The 16925-nt window shown below is 70.6% G+C and carries 14 protein-coding genes and 2 tRNA genes; 4 read left to right on the forward strand and 12 right to left on the reverse strand.

Features of this window, described 5'->3' with window-relative positions:
• Positions 1–112: 112 nt before the first annotated feature.
• Positions 113–532 (forward strand): Fur family transcriptional regulator, encoded by a 420-nt coding sequence (locus AC0KTA_RS12340; RefSeq protein ID WP_189728015.1) that lies wholly within the window; start codon positions 113–115, stop codon positions 530–532.
• Between the two features lie 138 nt (positions 533–670).
• Here AC0KTA_RS12340 and AC0KTA_RS12345 read toward each other — a convergent pair.
• The 4 genes from AC0KTA_RS12345 to AC0KTA_RS12360 form a co-directional block, all read right to left on the reverse strand.
• Positions 671–744: transfer RNA gene (locus AC0KTA_RS12345), tRNA-Met, on the reverse strand.
• Between the two features lie 288 nt (positions 745–1032).
• Complete coding sequence (locus AC0KTA_RS12350; protein WP_481055167.1) at positions 1033–3051, reverse strand: tetratricopeptide repeat protein; 2019 nt, start codon at positions 3049–3051, stop codon at positions 1033–1035.
• 259 nt (positions 3052–3310) lie between these two features.
• A tRNA-Met gene (locus AC0KTA_RS12355) sits at positions 3311–3384 on the reverse strand.
• Positions 3385–3462: 78 nt separating this feature from the next.
• Positions 3463–6426 carry a UPF0182 family membrane protein gene (locus tag AC0KTA_RS12360; RefSeq protein ID WP_481056398.1) on the reverse strand — a complete coding sequence of 988 codons (2964 nt, stop codon included), beginning with the start codon at positions 6424–6426 and terminating at the stop codon, positions 3463–3465.
• A 166-nt stretch (positions 6427–6592) separates the two neighbouring features.
• On the opposite strand from AC0KTA_RS12360, the gene AC0KTA_RS12365 reads away from it, so the two are divergent.
• Entirely contained in the window at positions 6593–7150 is a 558-nt protein-coding gene (locus AC0KTA_RS12365; RefSeq protein ID WP_481055168.1) for a PPA1309 family protein, read from the forward strand.
• A gap of 61 nt (positions 7151–7211) precedes the next feature.
• Here the strand turns inward: AC0KTA_RS12365 and AC0KTA_RS12370 are convergent, their stop codons facing one another.
• From AC0KTA_RS12370 to AC0KTA_RS12385, 4 genes are all read right to left on the reverse strand, one after another.
• Positions 7212–8303: a YlbL family protein gene (locus AC0KTA_RS12370; protein ID WP_481055169.1), complete on the reverse strand. Its 1092-nt coding sequence runs from the start codon at positions 8301–8303 to the stop codon at positions 7212–7214.
• A 106-nt stretch (positions 8304–8409) separates the two neighbouring features.
• Positions 8410–8592 (reverse strand): hypothetical protein, encoded by a 183-nt coding sequence (locus AC0KTA_RS12375; RefSeq protein ID WP_481055170.1) that lies wholly within the window; start codon positions 8590–8592, stop codon positions 8410–8412.
• Positions 8593–8715: 123 nt separating this feature from the next.
• Positions 8716–9177, reverse strand: coding sequence for a molybdenum cofactor biosynthesis protein MoaE (locus AC0KTA_RS12380; protein ID WP_481055171.1), 462 nt, complete (start codon positions 9175–9177; stop codon positions 8716–8718).
• A gap of 282 nt (positions 9178–9459) precedes the next feature.
• A complete protein-coding gene (locus AC0KTA_RS12385; RefSeq protein WP_481055172.1) occupies positions 9460–10662 on the reverse strand; it encodes an SDR family oxidoreductase in 1203 nt (400 codons plus the stop codon).
• Between the two features lie 193 nt (positions 10663–10855).
• Here AC0KTA_RS12385 and AC0KTA_RS12390 point away from each other — a divergent pair, with 193 nt between their 5' ends.
• Complete coding sequence (locus AC0KTA_RS12390) at positions 10856–12319, forward strand: zinc-dependent metalloprotease (RefSeq protein WP_481055173.1); 1464 nt, start codon at positions 10856–10858, stop codon at positions 12317–12319.
• Positions 12316–12840 carry an NUDIX hydrolase gene (locus AC0KTA_RS12395; RefSeq protein WP_481055174.1) on the forward strand — a complete coding sequence of 175 codons (525 nt, stop codon included), beginning with the start codon at positions 12316–12318 and terminating at the stop codon, positions 12838–12840. Before AC0KTA_RS12390 ends, AC0KTA_RS12395 begins: the two co-directional genes overlap by 4 nt.
• Before the next feature lie 68 nt (positions 12841–12908).
• Here the strand turns inward: AC0KTA_RS12395 and AC0KTA_RS12400 are convergent, their stop codons facing one another.
• The 4 genes from AC0KTA_RS12400 to AC0KTA_RS12415 form a co-directional block, all read right to left on the reverse strand.
• The gene (locus AC0KTA_RS12400; RefSeq protein ID WP_481055175.1) at positions 12909–13664 is read right to left on the reverse strand and encodes an AIM24 family protein; all 756 of its coding nucleotides are present in this window, start codon (positions 13662–13664) and stop codon (positions 12909–12911) included.
• A gap of 16 nt (positions 13665–13680) precedes the next feature.
• Entirely contained in the window at positions 13681–14361 is a 681-nt protein-coding gene (locus AC0KTA_RS12405; RefSeq protein WP_058849678.1) for an AIM24 family protein, read from the reverse strand.
• Positions 14362–14372: 11 nt separating this feature from the next.
• Positions 14373–16196: a TerD family protein gene (locus AC0KTA_RS12410; protein WP_481055176.1), complete on the reverse strand. Its 1824-nt coding sequence runs from the start codon at positions 16194–16196 to the stop codon at positions 14373–14375.
• 116 nt (positions 16197–16312) lie between these two features.
• Positions 16313–16909 carry a M48 metallopeptidase family protein gene (locus tag AC0KTA_RS12415; protein WP_481055177.1) on the reverse strand — a complete coding sequence of 199 codons (597 nt, stop codon included), beginning with the start codon at positions 16907–16909 and terminating at the stop codon, positions 16313–16315.
• Between the last annotated feature and the right edge of the window lie 16 nt (positions 16910–16925).

Genomic DNA, 16925 nt, shown 5'->3' on the forward strand with positions numbered 1-16925 from the left:
GTCCCTTGGCGTATGCCGAACTCGATCCTACGATAGACTTTGTCTAAGTCAAGTAAGCATCCAAAGTCACACCCGTTCGGGACCTAGGTCCCTCGCCTGTTAGGCTGGCTTTATGAGTGACCTGTTGGAACGACTGCGCGGACGCGGTTGGCGCATGACCGCGCAGCGGCGCGTCGTGGCCGAGGTCCTCGACGGAGAGCACGTGCATCTGACGGCCGACGAGGTGCACGCCCGCGCGGTCGCGAAGCTGCCGGAGATCTCCCGGGCGACCGTCTACAACACCCTGGGCGAGCTGGTCACGCTCGGCGAGGTCCTCGAGGTCTCGACGGACCGCCGAGCCAAGCGGTACGACCCGAACGCGCACCGGCCGCACCAGCACCTGGTGTGCGCCCGCTGCGGCGCCATCCGCGACGTGCACCCCACGGGCAACCCGCTGTCCGCGCTCCCCGACTCCGAGCGCTTCGGCTTCACGATCTCGGACGTGGAGGTCACGTATCGGGGCCTGTGCCCGAACTGCTCCGCGAGCGCGTAGCGATGCTCTGACGCTTTGAACGTATGAAGGGCCCGGCACTGTGAGGTGCCGGGCCCTTCGGGCGTTCCGTGACCGCCGACGGCACAGACGACTGAGGGCCGGGTCCATGTGGACCCGGCCCTCAGTCTTCTTCATCAGTAGCGGGGACAGGATTTGAACCTGCGACCTCTGGGTTATGAGCCCAGCGAGCTACCGAGCTGCTCCACCCCGCGTCGATGAACCCAACACTACGTCAAGCCCACGACCAGCGCAAATCCCTTAGACGCCGCCCTCCGCTGCGAGTAGCCGAGCCGCCTCGCGCCCCGCTGTGGGCAGCTGACCCGCCCTCCCGCCCCCGCTGTGGGCAGCTGGTCCGCCCAGAGGGCGAGGGGGGTACCTCCCTGCTCGAGCGAAGCCGAGAGCTTGGGGGAGGGTGGGCACAGCGGGACCCCGCGGCGCCGGGCTGCGCACTCTCCCTGCGGCACCCCCGGCGCCGGGCACCCCAAGGCCGACGGCACCCGCTAAGCCGTAAGCTCCTGCCGCAGCGCCTCGCGCAACCGCGCCGCCCGCTCGGCAACCTCCGCAGGCCCGAGCTCAACGGCACGGGACGCCCACCGCTGCCCCTCGGCAAGCTGCCCCCGCCGCGCATAGAGCAGCGCGAGCCGCAGCGCGGCCCGCCCGTGCCCCGCGTCGGCGGCCCGGGTCCACCACAGCGCGGCCTCGGGCTCACTGCCCTCCCGGGCGAGGAGCAACCCGAGGTTGAACGCCCCGTTCCGGCTCCCGGCCTCCGCCGCGAGCCGGTACCAGCGCGCGGCCTCGACCACGTCCCCCCGCCCCGCGGCGAGCATCCCGACGCGGACCTGGGCGCGCCGGTGCCCCTGCTCGGCGGCGCGCTCGTACCACTCCTCGCACTCGGTCTTCTGCGCCGCGGGCTCGCCCAGCGCGGGCGGTCCGGCGGGCGGGCGCCGGGCGTCGAGCACGGTCCCGAGGCGGTACGCCGCCTCCGCGCTGCCGCCCCCCGCCGCGCACCGCAGGTGCCGCTCGGCGGCTCGCTCGTCGCCGTCGCGCAGCCGTGCCGTGCCGACCTGGAGCGCGGCCTGGGTGTGCCCGGCCGCGGCGGCCCGCTCGTACCACTTGAGAGCCGCGGCGTCGTCGCCCCGGCCGGCGTACAGAATGCCGAGGTTGAACGCCGCGTCCACGCTGCCCGCCTCCGCGGCCTTGGAGAACCACGGCTCGGCGCCGGCCGCGTCGCCGCCCTGGAGCAGCAGCACGGCGAGCGCGTTGGCGGCCTCGCGGTGCCCGGCGTAGGCGGCGCGGCGGTACCACTGGTCGGCCTGCGCGGTGCGCTTCTGCTCGGCGCAGAGCAGGCCGAGGTTGTACGCCCCGTTGTTGTCGCCCGCGTCCATCGCCGCGCGGTACCAGCGCTCGGCGGTCTGGGTCTCGCCGCGCTCGGCGTGCAGCGCGCCCAGCGCGTTCGCGGCGTTCCCGTCGCCATCCTTGGCGGCCTTGAGCCACCACACGGCGGCGTTGTCCTCGTCGCCCGCGTCGCGCAGCAGGAAGCCGAGCGCGCACGCGGCCCGCGCCTCGCCGTCCTTGGCGGACGTCAGATACCAGCGGCCGGCCTCCTTCAGCTCGCCGCGCCGCTCCAGGATCGCGCCGAGGTGCAGCGCCGCACGGCGGTGACCGCGCGCGGCCGCCTGGCGGTACCACTGCTCGGCCTCGTCGGTGAGCGAGAGCCCGCCGTCGGCGCGCTTGGCATCCGCGCCGCCGCCCGTCCGGGCACCGTCTCCGCGTCCGTTGTCAGAGCGCGCGGCACCGGAGCGCGTGGCGCTTCCGGGGCGCGCGCCGTTGGGGCGCGCCCCTTCGCCGGGGCGTACGACACCTGCCTTCGCTGCGCCGAACCGCGCACCCGCGCCGGGACGCCCGGGACCACCGGAGCGCTCGCCCGCCCCGCGCCGTGCGCCGTCCTCTCCCGGACCCTCCCGCTCCGCACGCTTGTCCAGCGCCCGCGCCAGGCGGTACGCCGCCTCGCGGTGGCCGCGCTCGGCCGCCGTGCGCATCCAGCGCTCGGCGCCGACGTCGCCGCGGTGCTCCAGGAGGTCGGCGAGGGCGTACGCCCCCAGGGTGTGGCCCTGCTCGGCGGACTGCCGGAGCCAGTACTCGGCGGCGGGCTCGTCGCCGCGCTCGCGGTGGTGCCGTCCGAGCGCGTGCGCGGCAGCGGCGGAACCGGCGACGGCGGCGATGCGCCACCACCCGGCCGCTTCGTCGACATATCCACGCTGGTGCAGGAGGACGCCGAGGTTGTTGGCGGCGGCGCGGTCACCGGCCGCGGTCGCGCCGCGCAGCAAGGATTCGGCACCGTCGAGATCGCCGCGGCGCAGCAGCAGGCTGCCGAGAACGCTCATCGCGTCCACGTCTCCGGCCTCGGCCGCGAGCCGGTGCCGCATCTCCTCAGCGGCCGCCCCGGGATCCTCCCGGTCGGCCGGCTGCGCAAACCGCCCCGTCTCCAACAGCGTTGCCTTGTCCCCCATAACGTCCATCGTCGCACCACCTGCAACCTGGGTACACCTGGTATACCGCAGCCAGTGAGGTCACTACAGCGTTTTGTCGACTTGCCCACAGAGAGATAAGTGAAACACAGCTTTGCTCAACTCCCCCCGCTCGGACCACTCTTCGCACGAACCCCACACCACTGGCATGGGCCTTCGGTATAGACCCGGCGTGGCGCGGGCCGGACCATGACGCCGGGACATGACGAAGGCCCGGATCCTCTGGAGGATCCGGGCCTTCGTCTTGCAGTAGCGGGGACAGGATTTGAACCTGCGACCTCTGGGTTATGAGCCCAGCGAGCTACCGAGCTGCTCCACCCCGCGCCGTTGTGTTGCAACCGTACCACGGCGCGAGGTGGCTCCCGCGCGCTGTCCGCGCGCTACCGGCGGGCCGGCGGCGGACTAGCCGCTGTCGCCGCCCTTGTCCGGCTCTTTGTCCGGCCCCTGGTCCGGCTTCTTGTCCGTCCCCTTCCCGTCGCCGCCTCCCGACGGCTTGGTCTGGGCGTCCTCCGCCCGCTGCAGGGCGTCCTGGAGCTTGTCCTGGGCCTTGCCGTAGGCCTCCCAGTCGTCCCGCTTGAGCGCCTCCTTGCCTTCGTCGATCGCCTTCTGGGCGTCGTCGATGGCCTTCTGGAGCTCAGGATTGTCGGAGTCGCCAGTAGCCGGTGGCTTCTCCTTGTCGGGCTTCTCGCCTTCGTCCGGTGGCTCGACGGGCGTCTTGTCCTCCGTACCGAAGACCACGTTGAGCGCCTTGTCCAAGGTGTCCTCGAAGGCGATCTTGCTGCCGTAGGTGACGAGGACCTTCTTCAGGAGCGGGTACTTCAGCCCGCCGCCCTTCACGTAGACGGGCTCCACATAGAGCAGGCCTCCGTCCAACGGCACCGTCAGCAGATTTCCGTAGTCGACTTCGGAGTCGCCGCCCTTGAGAAGTCTGATCTGTTCCGCGATCGCTTCGTTGGAGTTGAACTTGCTCTGGACCTGTTTGGGTCCGTCGACCGTCGTACTCGACGGCATCTTCAGGATTCTGATCTTGCCGTAGTCATCGGTCCCCGGCTCCGCGTTGACCGACATGAAGGCACTGAGGTTGTCCCGGCCGTTGGGATTGAAGGACGTCGTCAGCGAGAAGTCCTGCTGTTTCTGGCCGGGCATCTTCATGCTCAGGTAGTACGGCGGGACGGCGCTCGACGTCTGGTTCGTCGGGTCGTCCGGCACCTGCCACACCTCGCTGCCGCTGAGGAACGTCTCGGCGTCCTTCACGTGGTAGCGGGTCAGCAGTTCGCGCTGCACCTTGAACAGGTCCTGCGGATAGCGCAGGTGGTCCATCAGGTCCTGGGAGATCTCGCTCTTGGCCTTGACGGTGCCCGGGAACGCCTTGCGCCACGTCTTGAGGACGGGGTCCTTGGTGTCCCACTCGTACAACTTGACTTCGCCGGTGTACGCGTCGACGGTCGCCTTCACCGAGTTGCGGATGTAGTTGACCTGGTTCTGCTGGGCCACCACCGCGCGCTGGTTGTTCCTCGCGGTCAGCGAGTCGGCCGTGGTGTCGCCCAGCGTGGTCCGCGAGGCGTACGGATAGCCGTTCGTCGTGGTGTACGCGTCGACGATCCACTGGATCTTCTTGCCGACGACCGCCGGATAGGCGTCGCCGTCAATCGTCAGCCAGGGGGCGACCGCTTCGACGCGCTCCTTCGGCGTGCGGTTGTACAGAATCCGCGAGCCCTCGCCGATCGCTCCGGAGTAGAGCATCTGCGGCTCGCCGAACGACACCGCGTACGCCGCCCTGTTCAGCGGGTTGGAGAGGTTGACGCCGCTCTTGCCCTTGTAGCTGGTCGTCTTCTCGCCGTCGTCGTCGGAGTAGTCGATCTCCTTCTGGGGACCGCCGACGATGGAGTACTGCGTGGTCTTCTCGCCGTAGTAGATCCGCTGCTGGTACTGGCCCAGGCTGCCCTTGGACGGCAGATCGGACTCGGTGAACTTCGGCCGTCCCTGTTCGTCGGCCTCGGTGCCCTTGGCCGCGACCACTCCGTACCCGTGGGTGTAGCGGAAGTGGTCGTTGATCCAGTTGTTCTTCGGGATGCCGTCCAGGTTCAGCTCGCGCAGGCCGATGACGGTGTCCTGCTCCTTGCCGTCCTTGGTCTTGTACCGGTCGACGTCCAGGTTCGACGGGAAGCCGTAGTAGTTCTTCATCTGCTGCAGCTGCTGGAACGTCGGCGAGACGATGTTCGGGTCGAGCAGGCGCAGGCTCGCGGCGCCCGCCACGTCGTCGCGCAGCTTCGTCTTGTCGGTGGTCTTGCTGACGCCGGGGTACTCCGTGACGTTCGTGCCGCCGATGCCGTACGCCTTGCGGGTCGCCTCGAGGTTCTTCTCGACGTACGGAGACTCCTTGGCCTGCTCGTTCGGCTGGACCTGGAACTTCTGCACGATGGCCGGGTACAGCCCGCCGATGAGGATCGCGGAGAGCACCATCAGGCCGAAGCCGATGACCGGCAGCTGCCAGGTGCGCCGCCACAGCGTCGCGAAGAACAGCAGCGCGCAGATCACCGCGATGCAGAACAGGATGGTCTTCGCCGGCAGATAGGCGTTGGCGTCCACATAGCGCAGGCCCGTCCAGTTGCCCGTGGCCTTGAAGTCACTGGACTTCACCGCGAGGCCGTACCGGTCGAGCCAGTACGCGACCGCCTTGAGGGCGACGAAGATGCCGATGAGCACCGAGAGATGGCCGGTGGCCGCGGCCGTGGCCCGCCCGCCGGGGCTGGTGATGCGCAGGCCGCCGTACAGATAGTGGGTCAGGGCGGCGGCGATCACCGAGAGCACCGTGGCGGCGAAGCCGAAGCCCAGCAGGAAGCGGTACCAGGGCAGGTCGAAGGCGTAGAAGGACACGTCCAGATGGAACTGGGGGTCCTTCTGGTTGAAGGGGACGCCGTTGACCCACATCAGCCACGTGCGCCACTGGCCCGAGGCGGAGGCGCCCGCGATCAGGCCGACGAGGGCCGTGATGCCGATCAGCAGCCACTTCTTGTAGGGCGCGATCGCCATGCGATAGCGGTCGAGGCTCTGCTGCTCCATCGACATGGCGCTCAGCGGCGGGCGCAGCCGGTGCGCCAGCCAGATGTTCACGCCGATCGCGGCCGCCATGAGCAACCCGAAGACGAAGAACAGGCCGATCTTGGTCCACAAGGTCGTCGTGAAGACGGATGAGTAGCCGACCGAGCGGTACCAGAGCCAGTCCGTCCAGAATCCCGCGAACATGACGAACGCCATGGCCAGAACGGCCAGGACGCCCAGCGTCATGAGCAGGGTCCGGACGCGACGGGACGGTCGGCCCACTCTGATCCGTGGCCCCGTCGGGCCTCCGCCGCGGTCCGGCATCTGGAAAGCCAAGGTGCGCACCTCGAAGTTCGCTGTAGCTGTGGCTGTTGGCTGTGGTCGTGCTGCTGGCTGAAACAGGCCCCGCGATCGTAGAGCCCACTCATGCAACTTACCGACGCTTTACTCAGTTCCCGTTCCCGGGTCTGAACGAGGCAGGATATTGGGCATGCCCAACGTTTCCTCCTCCGGCCCACCGATGGCCGCGAGCCCCCTCACCCGCGCAGTGCTCGAAATCGACGAGTATGTCGCGTCGCTCGGCTGGGATCAGCCCGCCCGCCTCTTCGCGCTTGTCGACACCGCCCAACTGCGCGCACAGGAGCCGACCCTGGCGGCCCGCCTCGGTCTGTCCGACGACCCGTCCGCCGGGCCGCTCACCCCCATCGAGCAGGACGAGCTGCCCGCGGGCGCTCCGCTCGACGAGTTCCTCGGCACCATCGCCTGGCCCGACTCGGTCGCGGGCTGCGCCCTGAGCGTGGAGCGCATGATGCTTCCGCCCTCGGCTGAAGCCTCCGTTCCGGAGGGCATGAGCGAGAAGCAGCTCGCCAAGTGGGTGGCCGAGCACCCTGACCGTCAGGAGGTCCGCATGACGGTCGCGGTGCTGCGCGACGGCGCCCGCGAATCGGCGCTGCGGCTGCGCGAGAAGGACTCCGCGACGGATGTCCTCACCGGCTCGGATCTGGTGCCGGGCCTCGCGGAGGCGTTGGCGGCAACCTTCGCGGAGTAGGTTTTCGTGTCCTATGTGGCCGGGGCCGGCGTCGTCCGCCGCCCCGGCCACCGTCGTTCCGTCAGCCCTTGGTGGTGCACTTCGGCAGGTCGGCGGTGTCGCCCTTGTTGATCGCCTTGAGCGACTTCACGGCGTCGTCGATGGTGTCCACCTTGACCAGCGTGAGCCCGTCGGGGACATCGCTCGCGGCGGCCGCGCAGTTGTCCTTCGGCGTCAGGAAGTACTCGGCGCCCTTGTCGCGCGCGCCGACGGTCTTCATCTCGATGCCGCCGATCGCGCCGACCTTGCCGGCGTCGTCGATGGTGCCGGTGCCGGCGACGAACTTGCCGCCGGTGAGGTCGCCCGGCGTGAGCTTGTCGACGATGCCGAGGGCGAACATCAGCCCCGCGCTGGGCCCGCCCACGTCGGCGAGCTTGATGTCGATGGTGAACGGGAAGGTGTGGTCGGTCCCGGCCTTGATGCCGACCACCGCGCGGCCGTCGTCCTCGGCCTTCTCCGTGGTGATCTTCACTTCCTCGGACGCGGTCGGCTCCTTGCCCGCCTTCTCGGCGGCGGCCGCCTCCTTGACGGGGACGATGCCGAACACCACCCGCTCACCGGGCTTGTGCTTCGTGACCAGCTTGGCGACGTCCGTGAACTGCTTCACGGCGGTGCCGTCGACGCTCTTGATGACGTCGCCCGCGTGCAGCCGGCCCTCGGCCGGACTGTCCTTGAAGACGGTGGAGACGACCACCTGGGACTTCACGGGGATGTCCAGTTCCTTCAGGGCGGCGACCTTCGCGCTCTCCTGGGACTGGCTGAACTCCTCGGCGTTCTCCTGCGTGGACTGCTGCTCGGTCTTGCCGTCCGGGTACAAGGTGTCGTGCGGGACGACGATGTTGTCGTGCGCCACCCAGCCGTACACGGCCTCCGCGAGGTTCATCTTGTAGTCGGCGCTGGTCACCCTGACCGTCGTCATGTTCAGGTGGCCGCTCGTGGCGTACGTCTTGCGGCCCGAGATCTGCAGCACCGGCTCGCCGTCGTGGTCGCCCAGGGTGTTCACCGTCGGCCCCGGGGACATCTCCGAATACGGCACTTTGATGAGCACTCCGGCGCAGAGCAGCGCGATCAGCATCAGGGTGGAGGCGAGCATCGTCGCAGTGCGGCGTGGCATGGAACGACAGTACGGGACGGTCCTGTGGGTGCATCCCTGGGGCGTCCGTACGGGATTCGGTACGCGGAGTCCGTACGGGGATCCCGTGTGTGGAGCCCTTACGGGATCAGGCAGGGGTGTCGGAGCCCGAGTGGGACTTCTCCATCGCCTCGCGGAACGCGGCGTAGCCGTGCAGCTCGGTGTTGTCACCGGTCCTGCCGCTCTTGCGGTTCCGGTTGGCCCAGCCTGCCCACAGACCCGCACCGATCGCCGCCAGAAGCGGAATCAGCAACCAGGCGAGTGACGCCATGTCGACCTCCCGACCCGCATGAGCGACCACAACTGACTGATCAGCAGATTAACCCGCTGCTCCGTCAACGCTCACGGCAGGGGTCGGGTTACGCAACCGGAGCCCTGTGGAGCAACGACGGCGCTATGCGCCGACCCACTCTTCTTGGCCATCGGAAAACCGCTGGTGCTTCCAGATGGGCACCTCGTGCTTGAGGTCGTCGATCAGCTTGCGGCAGGCCGCGAAGGCCTCGGCCCGGTGCGGGCAGGACACCGCGACGACGACCGCGAGGTCGCCCACGGAGAGGTCACCGACCCGGTGCACCGCGGCGAGGGCACGCACCGGGAACTCGGCGACGACCTTCTCCGCCACGCGCCGCAGCTCCGCCTCGGCGCTGGGATGGCTCGAGTACCCGAGCTCGTCGACGTCCGCGCCTCCGTCGTGATCGCGCACCGTCCCGACGAACAGCGCCGTGCCCCCCGCGGAGTCGTCCCCGACGGCCTTGAAGACCTCGTCGAGCGAGAGCGGGGTGTCACGGATCGCGAGCAGCCGAATCGGCTCGGCAGCGGCCTGCTCACCGGGGTGGTCCATCGGATTACGTCCCATGCAGCCATCGTGCCGCACACCACTGACATCCAGGAATAGCGTTTTCACCAGGCCCACACGCACAAGCTTTGGACCTCCCTACAGCCCACCACTGCCGCCGCCTGCCGCCGCCGCTGCCGCCTGCCGCCGCCGCCTGCCGCTGCCGCCGCCGCTGCCGCTGTGGGCAATCGTTCCGCAGGGCGGAACGGGTGGGCACAGCACACCGGTGCCGGGCACCTTATGTCCGGACGCCAGCCCCGGTGCCGGACACGGGGCGGCATGGCGGCCCCCCGGCCCCGGGGGCTACAACCGCCGCCGAGCCTTCCGCGCCCGCCGCACCAACGCAGCCGTACCCAACAGAGCCACCGTCGCCCCCGCGGCACCCGCAGCAGTCGCGTCCTTGCGCCCGAGCCGCCGCCCGACCACGGTGCGCCGCCCCGCGACCTCTTCGAGCAGTTCCGCGAGCACTTCCTCGTTGGTCCACTGCGGCCGCCACCCCGCGTCGTGCAGCCGGCTGACGCTGACGACCCAGGGATACATCGTGTACGCGAGGTCCCCCGCCGGGGACGGCGTGAGCCCGATCCGGTGGAGCCGGGCCGCCGCGCCGAGAGCGACGGTGGACGGCAGCTCCATGCGCCGGATCCCGCTCAGCTCCTCGACCTCCTCCTGCTCCAGCCACCCGTCGCAGCCGACGGCCAGCTCCCCGTCGACCTTCTCCACGACGGCGTACTCCAGCGCGCTGCACAGATCGTCGACATGGCAGAACTGCCACACGGGCCGCGACCCCGCCACCACTAGGAGCCGCGGAGACTCGAAGTACCTGGTCAGCGCGGTGTCCGTGCCGCCCACCAGGATCGCGGGCCGCACCACGGTGACGTTCAGACCGGGATGCGCGCGCGGGGCGCGCCGGGCAAGGCGTTCGATCTCCAGGAGGTCGCCGACGCCCGTCGCCTCCGCCGTCGCCCGCAATTCGGCGTCTTCGGAGAGGGGCAGTTCGTTGTCGGACAGGGCTCCGTAGACCATCGCCGACGTGCACAGCACGACACGGTGCACGCCCGCGGCGGCGGCCGCCGTCAGGACGGTCTGGGTGCCGCGCACGTTGTACGCCGTACGGGCCGCGGCGTCGGTCTCCAGGTCGAGGTCGAGCGCCAGGTGCACCACGACGTCCACACCGCGCAGCTTCTCCGCGATCGCCGGGTCCCGGACGTCCAGGATGTGCCACTGCGCCTGCGCGCAGTCGCCGCGCCGTTCGTCGATGGCCACGACCTGCTTGATCGCCTCCGAGGCGGCCAGGCGCTCGGTGAGCTGCGCGCCCACGCCCGCCGCCGCGCCGGTGACGGCGACGACGAGGCCGCGCAGGCCCGCGGACGAGGAGCCGTCGCGCAGGGGAACCACCAAGGGGGGCGGCTCCCCCGCTCGGACGGAGTCCGGCTCTCCGGCGGTGTCGGTCGGCTTTGGGTCTGAAGGGTTTCGCGCTGCGCGAACCTGTGGATCTGGGGAACTCACCGGGCGTCTCCAGCGGTTGTCTTCAGTACATGCGCGAACTGACGCGTACGTACCAGGTGGCATCCATCCTGCCGCAGCCCCCGAGGCGGCGAAGCACCGAGGCCCGAACCGGCCGCGGTGTCTACGCTGGGTGGTGTTGTCGGGCAATCGCCACCGGACCGAGATCCGGTGGCCCAACGAGCCGAGGAATCCCGTGAGTGACACCCCATTCGGATTCGGCCTTCCGCCGGAGGAGCCGGAGAACGGCGACGAGGGCAAGAAGAAGGACACCCCCGGAGGGGGACAGGGTTCCGGTGGCCCTGCCAACCCGTTCGGTTTCGGGCCCCTGGGGGCCGGGGGCGCCGGCGGCGACAATCCCTTCGCCGCCATGTTCGGGTCGATGAACCCGAACGACCTGGGAGCCGCCTTCCAGCAACTCGGCCAGATGCTGTCGTACGAGGGCGGCCCGGTGAACTGGGACATGGCCAAGGACATCGCCCGCCAGACCGTCTCCCAGGGCACGGCGGACGGCACCAAGGACGCGAGCGTCGGCCCCGCCGAGCGCACGTCGGTCGAGGAGGCCGTGCGCCTGGCGGACCTGTGGCTGGACGACGCGACGTCCCTGCCGTCCGGCTCCGGCAGCGCGGTCGCCTGGAGCCGCGCGGAGTGGGTCGAGGCGACCCTCCCGGCCTGGAAGGAGCTGGTCGACCCGGTCGCCGAGCGCGTCGGCCTGGCCATGGGCGACGTCCTGCCCGAGGAGATGCAGGCCATGGCGGGCCCGCTGATCGGCATGATGCGCTCCATGGGCGGCGCGATGTTCGGCCAGCAGATCGGCCAGGCCGTCGGTGTCCTCGCGGGCGAGGTCGTCGGTTCCACGGACATCGGCCTGCCCCTCGGCCCCGCCGGCAAGGCCGCGCTCCTCCCGGTGAACGTGGAGGCCTTCGGCAAGGACCTGAGCGTCCCCATGGAGGAGGTGCGCCTGTATCTGGCGCTGCGCGAGGCCGCCCACCAGCGGCTCTTCGCCCACGTGCCGTGGCTGCGCTCGCATCTGTTCGGCGCCGTCGAGGGGTACGCCCGCGGAATCAAGGTCGACACCTCCAAGCTGGAGGACGTCGTCGGCCAGTTCGACCCGCAGAACCCGGAGCAGCTTCAGGAAGCACTCCAGCAGGGCATGTTCCAGCCCGAGGACACGGCCGAGCAGAAGGCCGCCCTCGCGCGCCTGGAGACCGCTCTGGCCCTCGTCGAGGGCTGGGTGGACGCGGTCGTGCACGCGGCGGCCAAGCCGCGCCTGGCGTCCGCCGACGCGCTGCGCGAGACGCTGCGCAGGCGCCGCGCCACCGGCGGCCCCGCCGAGCAGACCTTCGCCACCCTCATCGGCCTTGAGCTGCGCCCGCGCCGGCTGCGGGACGCCTCGCGCCTGTGGGCCTCGCTCACGGACGCGCGCGGCGTGGACGGCCGCGACGGCCTGTGGGCCCACCCGGACATGCTCCCCACGGCGTCCGACCTGGACGACCCGGACGGCTTCGTGCACCGCGAGCAGCTCGACTTCTCCGAGCTGGACAAGATGCTCGGCGAGGCCGCGGACAGCGGCGCGGCGGGCAAGCCGGACCTGTCCAAGGGCGACGACGCCGCTGCCGACGACAGCAAGGACGACGGCAAGGACGACGACGGCAAGTGAGCCTGCACGACGACGCCGTTCTCGTACTGAAGGCCTACGAGAACCAGGAAGAGCTGCGCCAGTACTACCTGGACCACCTGTCCGCACACCCCGACGACGGCATGTGGAAGGCCTGCACGGACGGCCACGTGACCGCCAGCGCCCTGGTCGTCGACCCGTCGCGCGGGCGCGTGCTGCTCACGCTCCACAAGAAGCTGCGGATGTGGCTTCAGATGGGCGGCCACTGCGAGCCGGGCGACGCCTCCCTGGCCGCCGCCGCGCTGCGCGAGGCCACCGAGGAGTCGGGCGTCCCGGGCCTGTCGCTGCTGCCCGGCGGACCGGTCCGCCTGGACCGGCACCCGATCCCGGGGCCGTGCACCCAGCACTTGGACGTGCAGTACGCCGCGCTCGCCCCGGCCGACGCGGTCGAGTCGATCAGCGAAGAATCGTTGGACCTGCGCTGGTTCGCGTACGACGAGGTGGCGGACGTCGCGGACGAGTCCGTCGTCCGCCTGGTACGGGCCACTCGCGCCCGGCTGTGACCCGCCCATGAGGCATGCGTAAGGGGCGGTCGCCATGGTGACCGCCCCTTACGCATGTCACTGGAGGATCAGTTCCAGACGTTGCCCTGGTTCTGCCCGCGGGCCCCCTGCTGCCCCATGCCGAACTGGGCGCGCGCCCCCTGGCCGATGGTGGCGTGCTGGGGCGGCAGCATCTCGCTCGGCTGGACGAGGGCGTAGCCCTGCCCCATGAAGCTGAGCTCCCAGCCCTCGCCGGTGTTCCCACGGCGCCGCCACACGCCCGAGGAGTGCGTCTGGGCCTGCATCTGCACCCGCAGGCCGTTGGACCAGGCGACGATCGCGTCGGCGTCGGCGTTGACGTACCGGTCCGGGGTGACCTGGAGCATCAGCGGCTGGCCCGACGTCATCAGGGCGACCTTGCCCCGCCCGGTGATGTTGAGCTGGTACTTGCCGGAGCCGGAGATGCCGTACTGGCTGTCCACGGCGATGACCTGGTGGGTCAGGGACGAGTCCATCGCGAGAACGTATGAACTGTCCACCGTCAGGCCGTCCTGCTCCACGTCCACCAGGTGGATGTACTGCGCGAGGTTCGCGAAGTAGACGGTGCCCTGCCCGTGGCAGCGCATCAGGTCCAGGCCCTCGCCGGTGCGCGCGCGGGCGCGCTGCTGGCCCCGGTTCTGATACTCGGCGTCGAACTCCACGAGGCCCTGGTAGGCGACCATGGCGCCCTTGCGGGCGAGCACGTCGTCGTGGCCTTCGAGGGCGACCCGCAGGAGCTGCGGGTTCTGGACGGTGTAGCGCTCCTGGGTCTGTTGCTCGGTGTGCGCGAAAAGCGGGCTCTGCATGGTGTGTTGCTCCCCCTCAGCTCCGGATCCGGAGGCGGTCGGTGCTGTCCTCACTGGGCTGTACGACAACGATGCCCTCTCCGGAGAAGCCCATCTGGTAGGCCTCGCCGCTGCCGCGCCCGATCAGGGAGCCGGCCCTGAAGCTGCGCTTGCCCTTGACCTTCAGGTTCGGCGACCAGGCGATCAGCGCGTCCGGGTCCACGTACGTCTCGTCCTCGCCGCGGCCGCAGTCGACGACGATCGGCGTCCCGCGCGAGGTCAGCGCCACCCAGCCCTGACCGGAGACCTTGATGTTCCACAGGCCCTGTCCGGCGAACTTCGCCAGGCCCTTGACCCGCTCGACGCCCCACTGGAGGCTCGCGTCGAAGGCGAGCAGGTTGGTGCCGTTCACGGAGAGCGAGTCGCCCGCCAGGTTGATGACGACGACGTCCGCTCCGTAGTCCGCGAGATAGAGCAGGCCGTCTCCGGAGCACTTCATCAAGGGCGCACCCTCGCCGGTGATCCAGTCGCGCGCGATCTGGCGGACGGCGGGCGGGTTCGGCTCATACTGCACGAAGCCTTCGTAGGCGACCATCGACCCCACGCGCGCGAGGAGGTCGTTCCCGGTCTGCATGGCGACCTTGACCATGTGGTGGCCGTGGTTCTCCATGCGGGCGGCGACGGGTGCCGGGGCAAAGCCCGCAAGCTGCTGGTTCATGACGGGCTCCCTCAGACCTCGAACGGCTGGACGACGATGAAATTGCCGGGCGCGCCACGGAACTGGAGGTTCACGCTCTCCCCCGTGGAGCCCGCGGAGGCGTTGCCGCGCAGCCTGACCTGGCTGGACACGATCGCCTGAGCGGCCGCCGACCACGCCACCACGGCGTGGCAGTCGGCGAAGGTCGTCGGCGTGACCGGCAGCACGACAGGCGTGCCGTGCGTCTTCACGACGACCGTGCCGCTCCCCTGGAACTGCATGACGAACAGCGCGCCACCGGGAATCCCATGGCCCTCGATGCGGCGCACCTCGTGCTGGAGGGACTCGTCGAAGGCGAGGACGTTCTCGGCGGAGACGCAGATCGCGTCCCCCTGGAGCTCGATGGGGTGCAGGTGCGTGCCCTCCTCGGCGAGGAAGACCTGGCCGCGTCCGGAGCAGCGCATGAGCTGCATCTCCTGGCCGGTCGCGTTGCCCACGATGCGGCCCTGGAAGCCCGCGCCCTTGTAGCCGAACTCGACCTTGCCCTGGTACAGCACCATGCTGCCCTGGCGGGCGAGCACGGGCTGGTCGCCGACGCCCAGGTCGACGCGGACCAGCTTCTCGTTCTGCTGCGTCCAGCGCTGGCCCGTGGCCGCCTCGCGGTACTTCTGGAGCGCGGCGGCGACACCGGCGCCCTGCGGGGCGGCCTGCGGGACTCCGCCCGCGGCACCCGCGGCGAACGGGGCCTGCGCCTGGCCCGGGATCTGCCCCGGGGCCGGGGCCTGGGGCTGCTGGCCGTAGCCGGGCGGCGCGGGCGCGGCGGCCTGCTGGCCGTAACCGGGGGGCGGGGGTGCCGAGGGCTGCTGCTGGTCGTAGCCCGGCGGGGGCGGTGCGGTGGGCTGGCCGTAGCCGGGCGGCGGGGGTGCGGACGGCTGCTGGCCGTAGCCCGGCGGCGCGGGCGGGGTCTGGCCGAACTGCGGCTGCTGCGGGGGCTGTTGGCCCGGCTGGCCGTGCTGGCCCGGAGGCTGCGCGCCCGGCTGGCCGTACGGCGTCGGGGCCGACGGCGGCGGCACGGCTCCGCCCGGCTGGTTGATCGGCGCGACGATGGTCTGCGCGGCGTGCACCGAGGGGTCGGCGGGGGCCGGGGCGGGCGGCGGGGTGGCGCCCGCGGGGGGCGCGAAATGCTGTGCGGGCGCGGGATCCGGGGCGGGAGCCGGGGACGGCGTGGCCGGGGCCGCGGGCGCGCCGAACGCGGGCGGTGCCGCGGCACCGGCGGCGGGCGGCGCGAAACCGGGGGCGGCCTGGGGCTCCGGGGCCGCGGGCTCCTCCTCGGCGACCTCCCCGCCGAAGTTCCTGATCAGCGCGTCGAGCCCGCCGTCGAAGCCCTGCCCGACGGCGGCGAAGCGCCACACGTCCTTCAGGTAGAAGTCGCCCAGCATCAGGGCGCGCTCGGTAGAGAACTCCGCGCCGGAGAAGGAGTAGCGGGCCACTTCCTCGCCGCCGGCCACGATCCGGATGTAGCCGGAGGAGATCTGCGACATCTGCCCGGCGCCGTCGATCGACGCGGTGAACGACAGCTTCTGGATCTGCGGCGGAATACGGTCCAGCGTGACGCGGAACGACTCGTGGTCGCCGGCCTGCGCGCCCAGGAGCTGAAGCGACTCCTCCGGAGACTTCGGCTGGTTGAAGAAGATGAAGTAACGGTCGTCCGAGAGCCGCTCGCTCCCGTCGAGGCCGAAGCAGCTGATGTCGAAGCTCACCCCGGGGGCAGCGATGTGCACCCCTACGTACAGATCGGTGCCCGCGGTGAGGTCACTGATCTTGGCCTTGTGGCCGCGTTGGAATTCCCTGGCCATACGTAACGACCGTCCCCCATCCCGAATGTGAATGCGTCGCGCCAGGCTAACCGCTCAGTCCGACAACGAACCAAGTCGGTACAGACCCGGTACACAACGCGCGCACCAGGCGCCTCTCATTCCTCCCGGGCGGCCGGCAGATGCGGCAGCCGGTCCGCCGCGACCACGCCTTCGAGGTAGCCGCGAGCCCGCTCGGTACGCGGATACGCCTCGAGGAGGCGCCAGAACCTCGGCCCGTGCCCGGGCACGAGGAGGTGCGCGAGCTCATGCAGCAGGACGTAGTCCACGACGTACTCCGGCATGCCCTGCAGCCGGTGCGAGAGCCGGATGCTGCCCTCCGACGGCGTGCACGAGCCCCACCGGGTGTTCTGGTTCGTAACCCAGCGAACGGATGTGGGCCGCGCCCGGCCGTCGAAGAACTGCTCGGACAGCCGCTGGGCCCGCTCGGCGAGTTCGCTGTCGCCCAGAACGCGTTTGCTCTCTTGTGCCGCCAACTTGTCCAGCATCACGTTCACCCAGCGCTGTTCCTCCGCCTCGGACATGCGGGCCGGGATCAGGACGACGGTGCGGTCGCCCTCCCGGTACGCCGAGACCGTTCTGCGGCGGCGGGCGCTCCTTCGCACCTCGACCGCGCTCGCCGCCGAGCCGGGTGACGGCGGGCTGGTCGCGCTGCGCTGTGGTCCTGTGGCGCGGTGCAGTGGGTCGGCGGGCACGCCTCGACGTTACCCG

The sequence above is a fragment of the Streptomyces sp. Y309 genome (assembly GCF_056712025.1).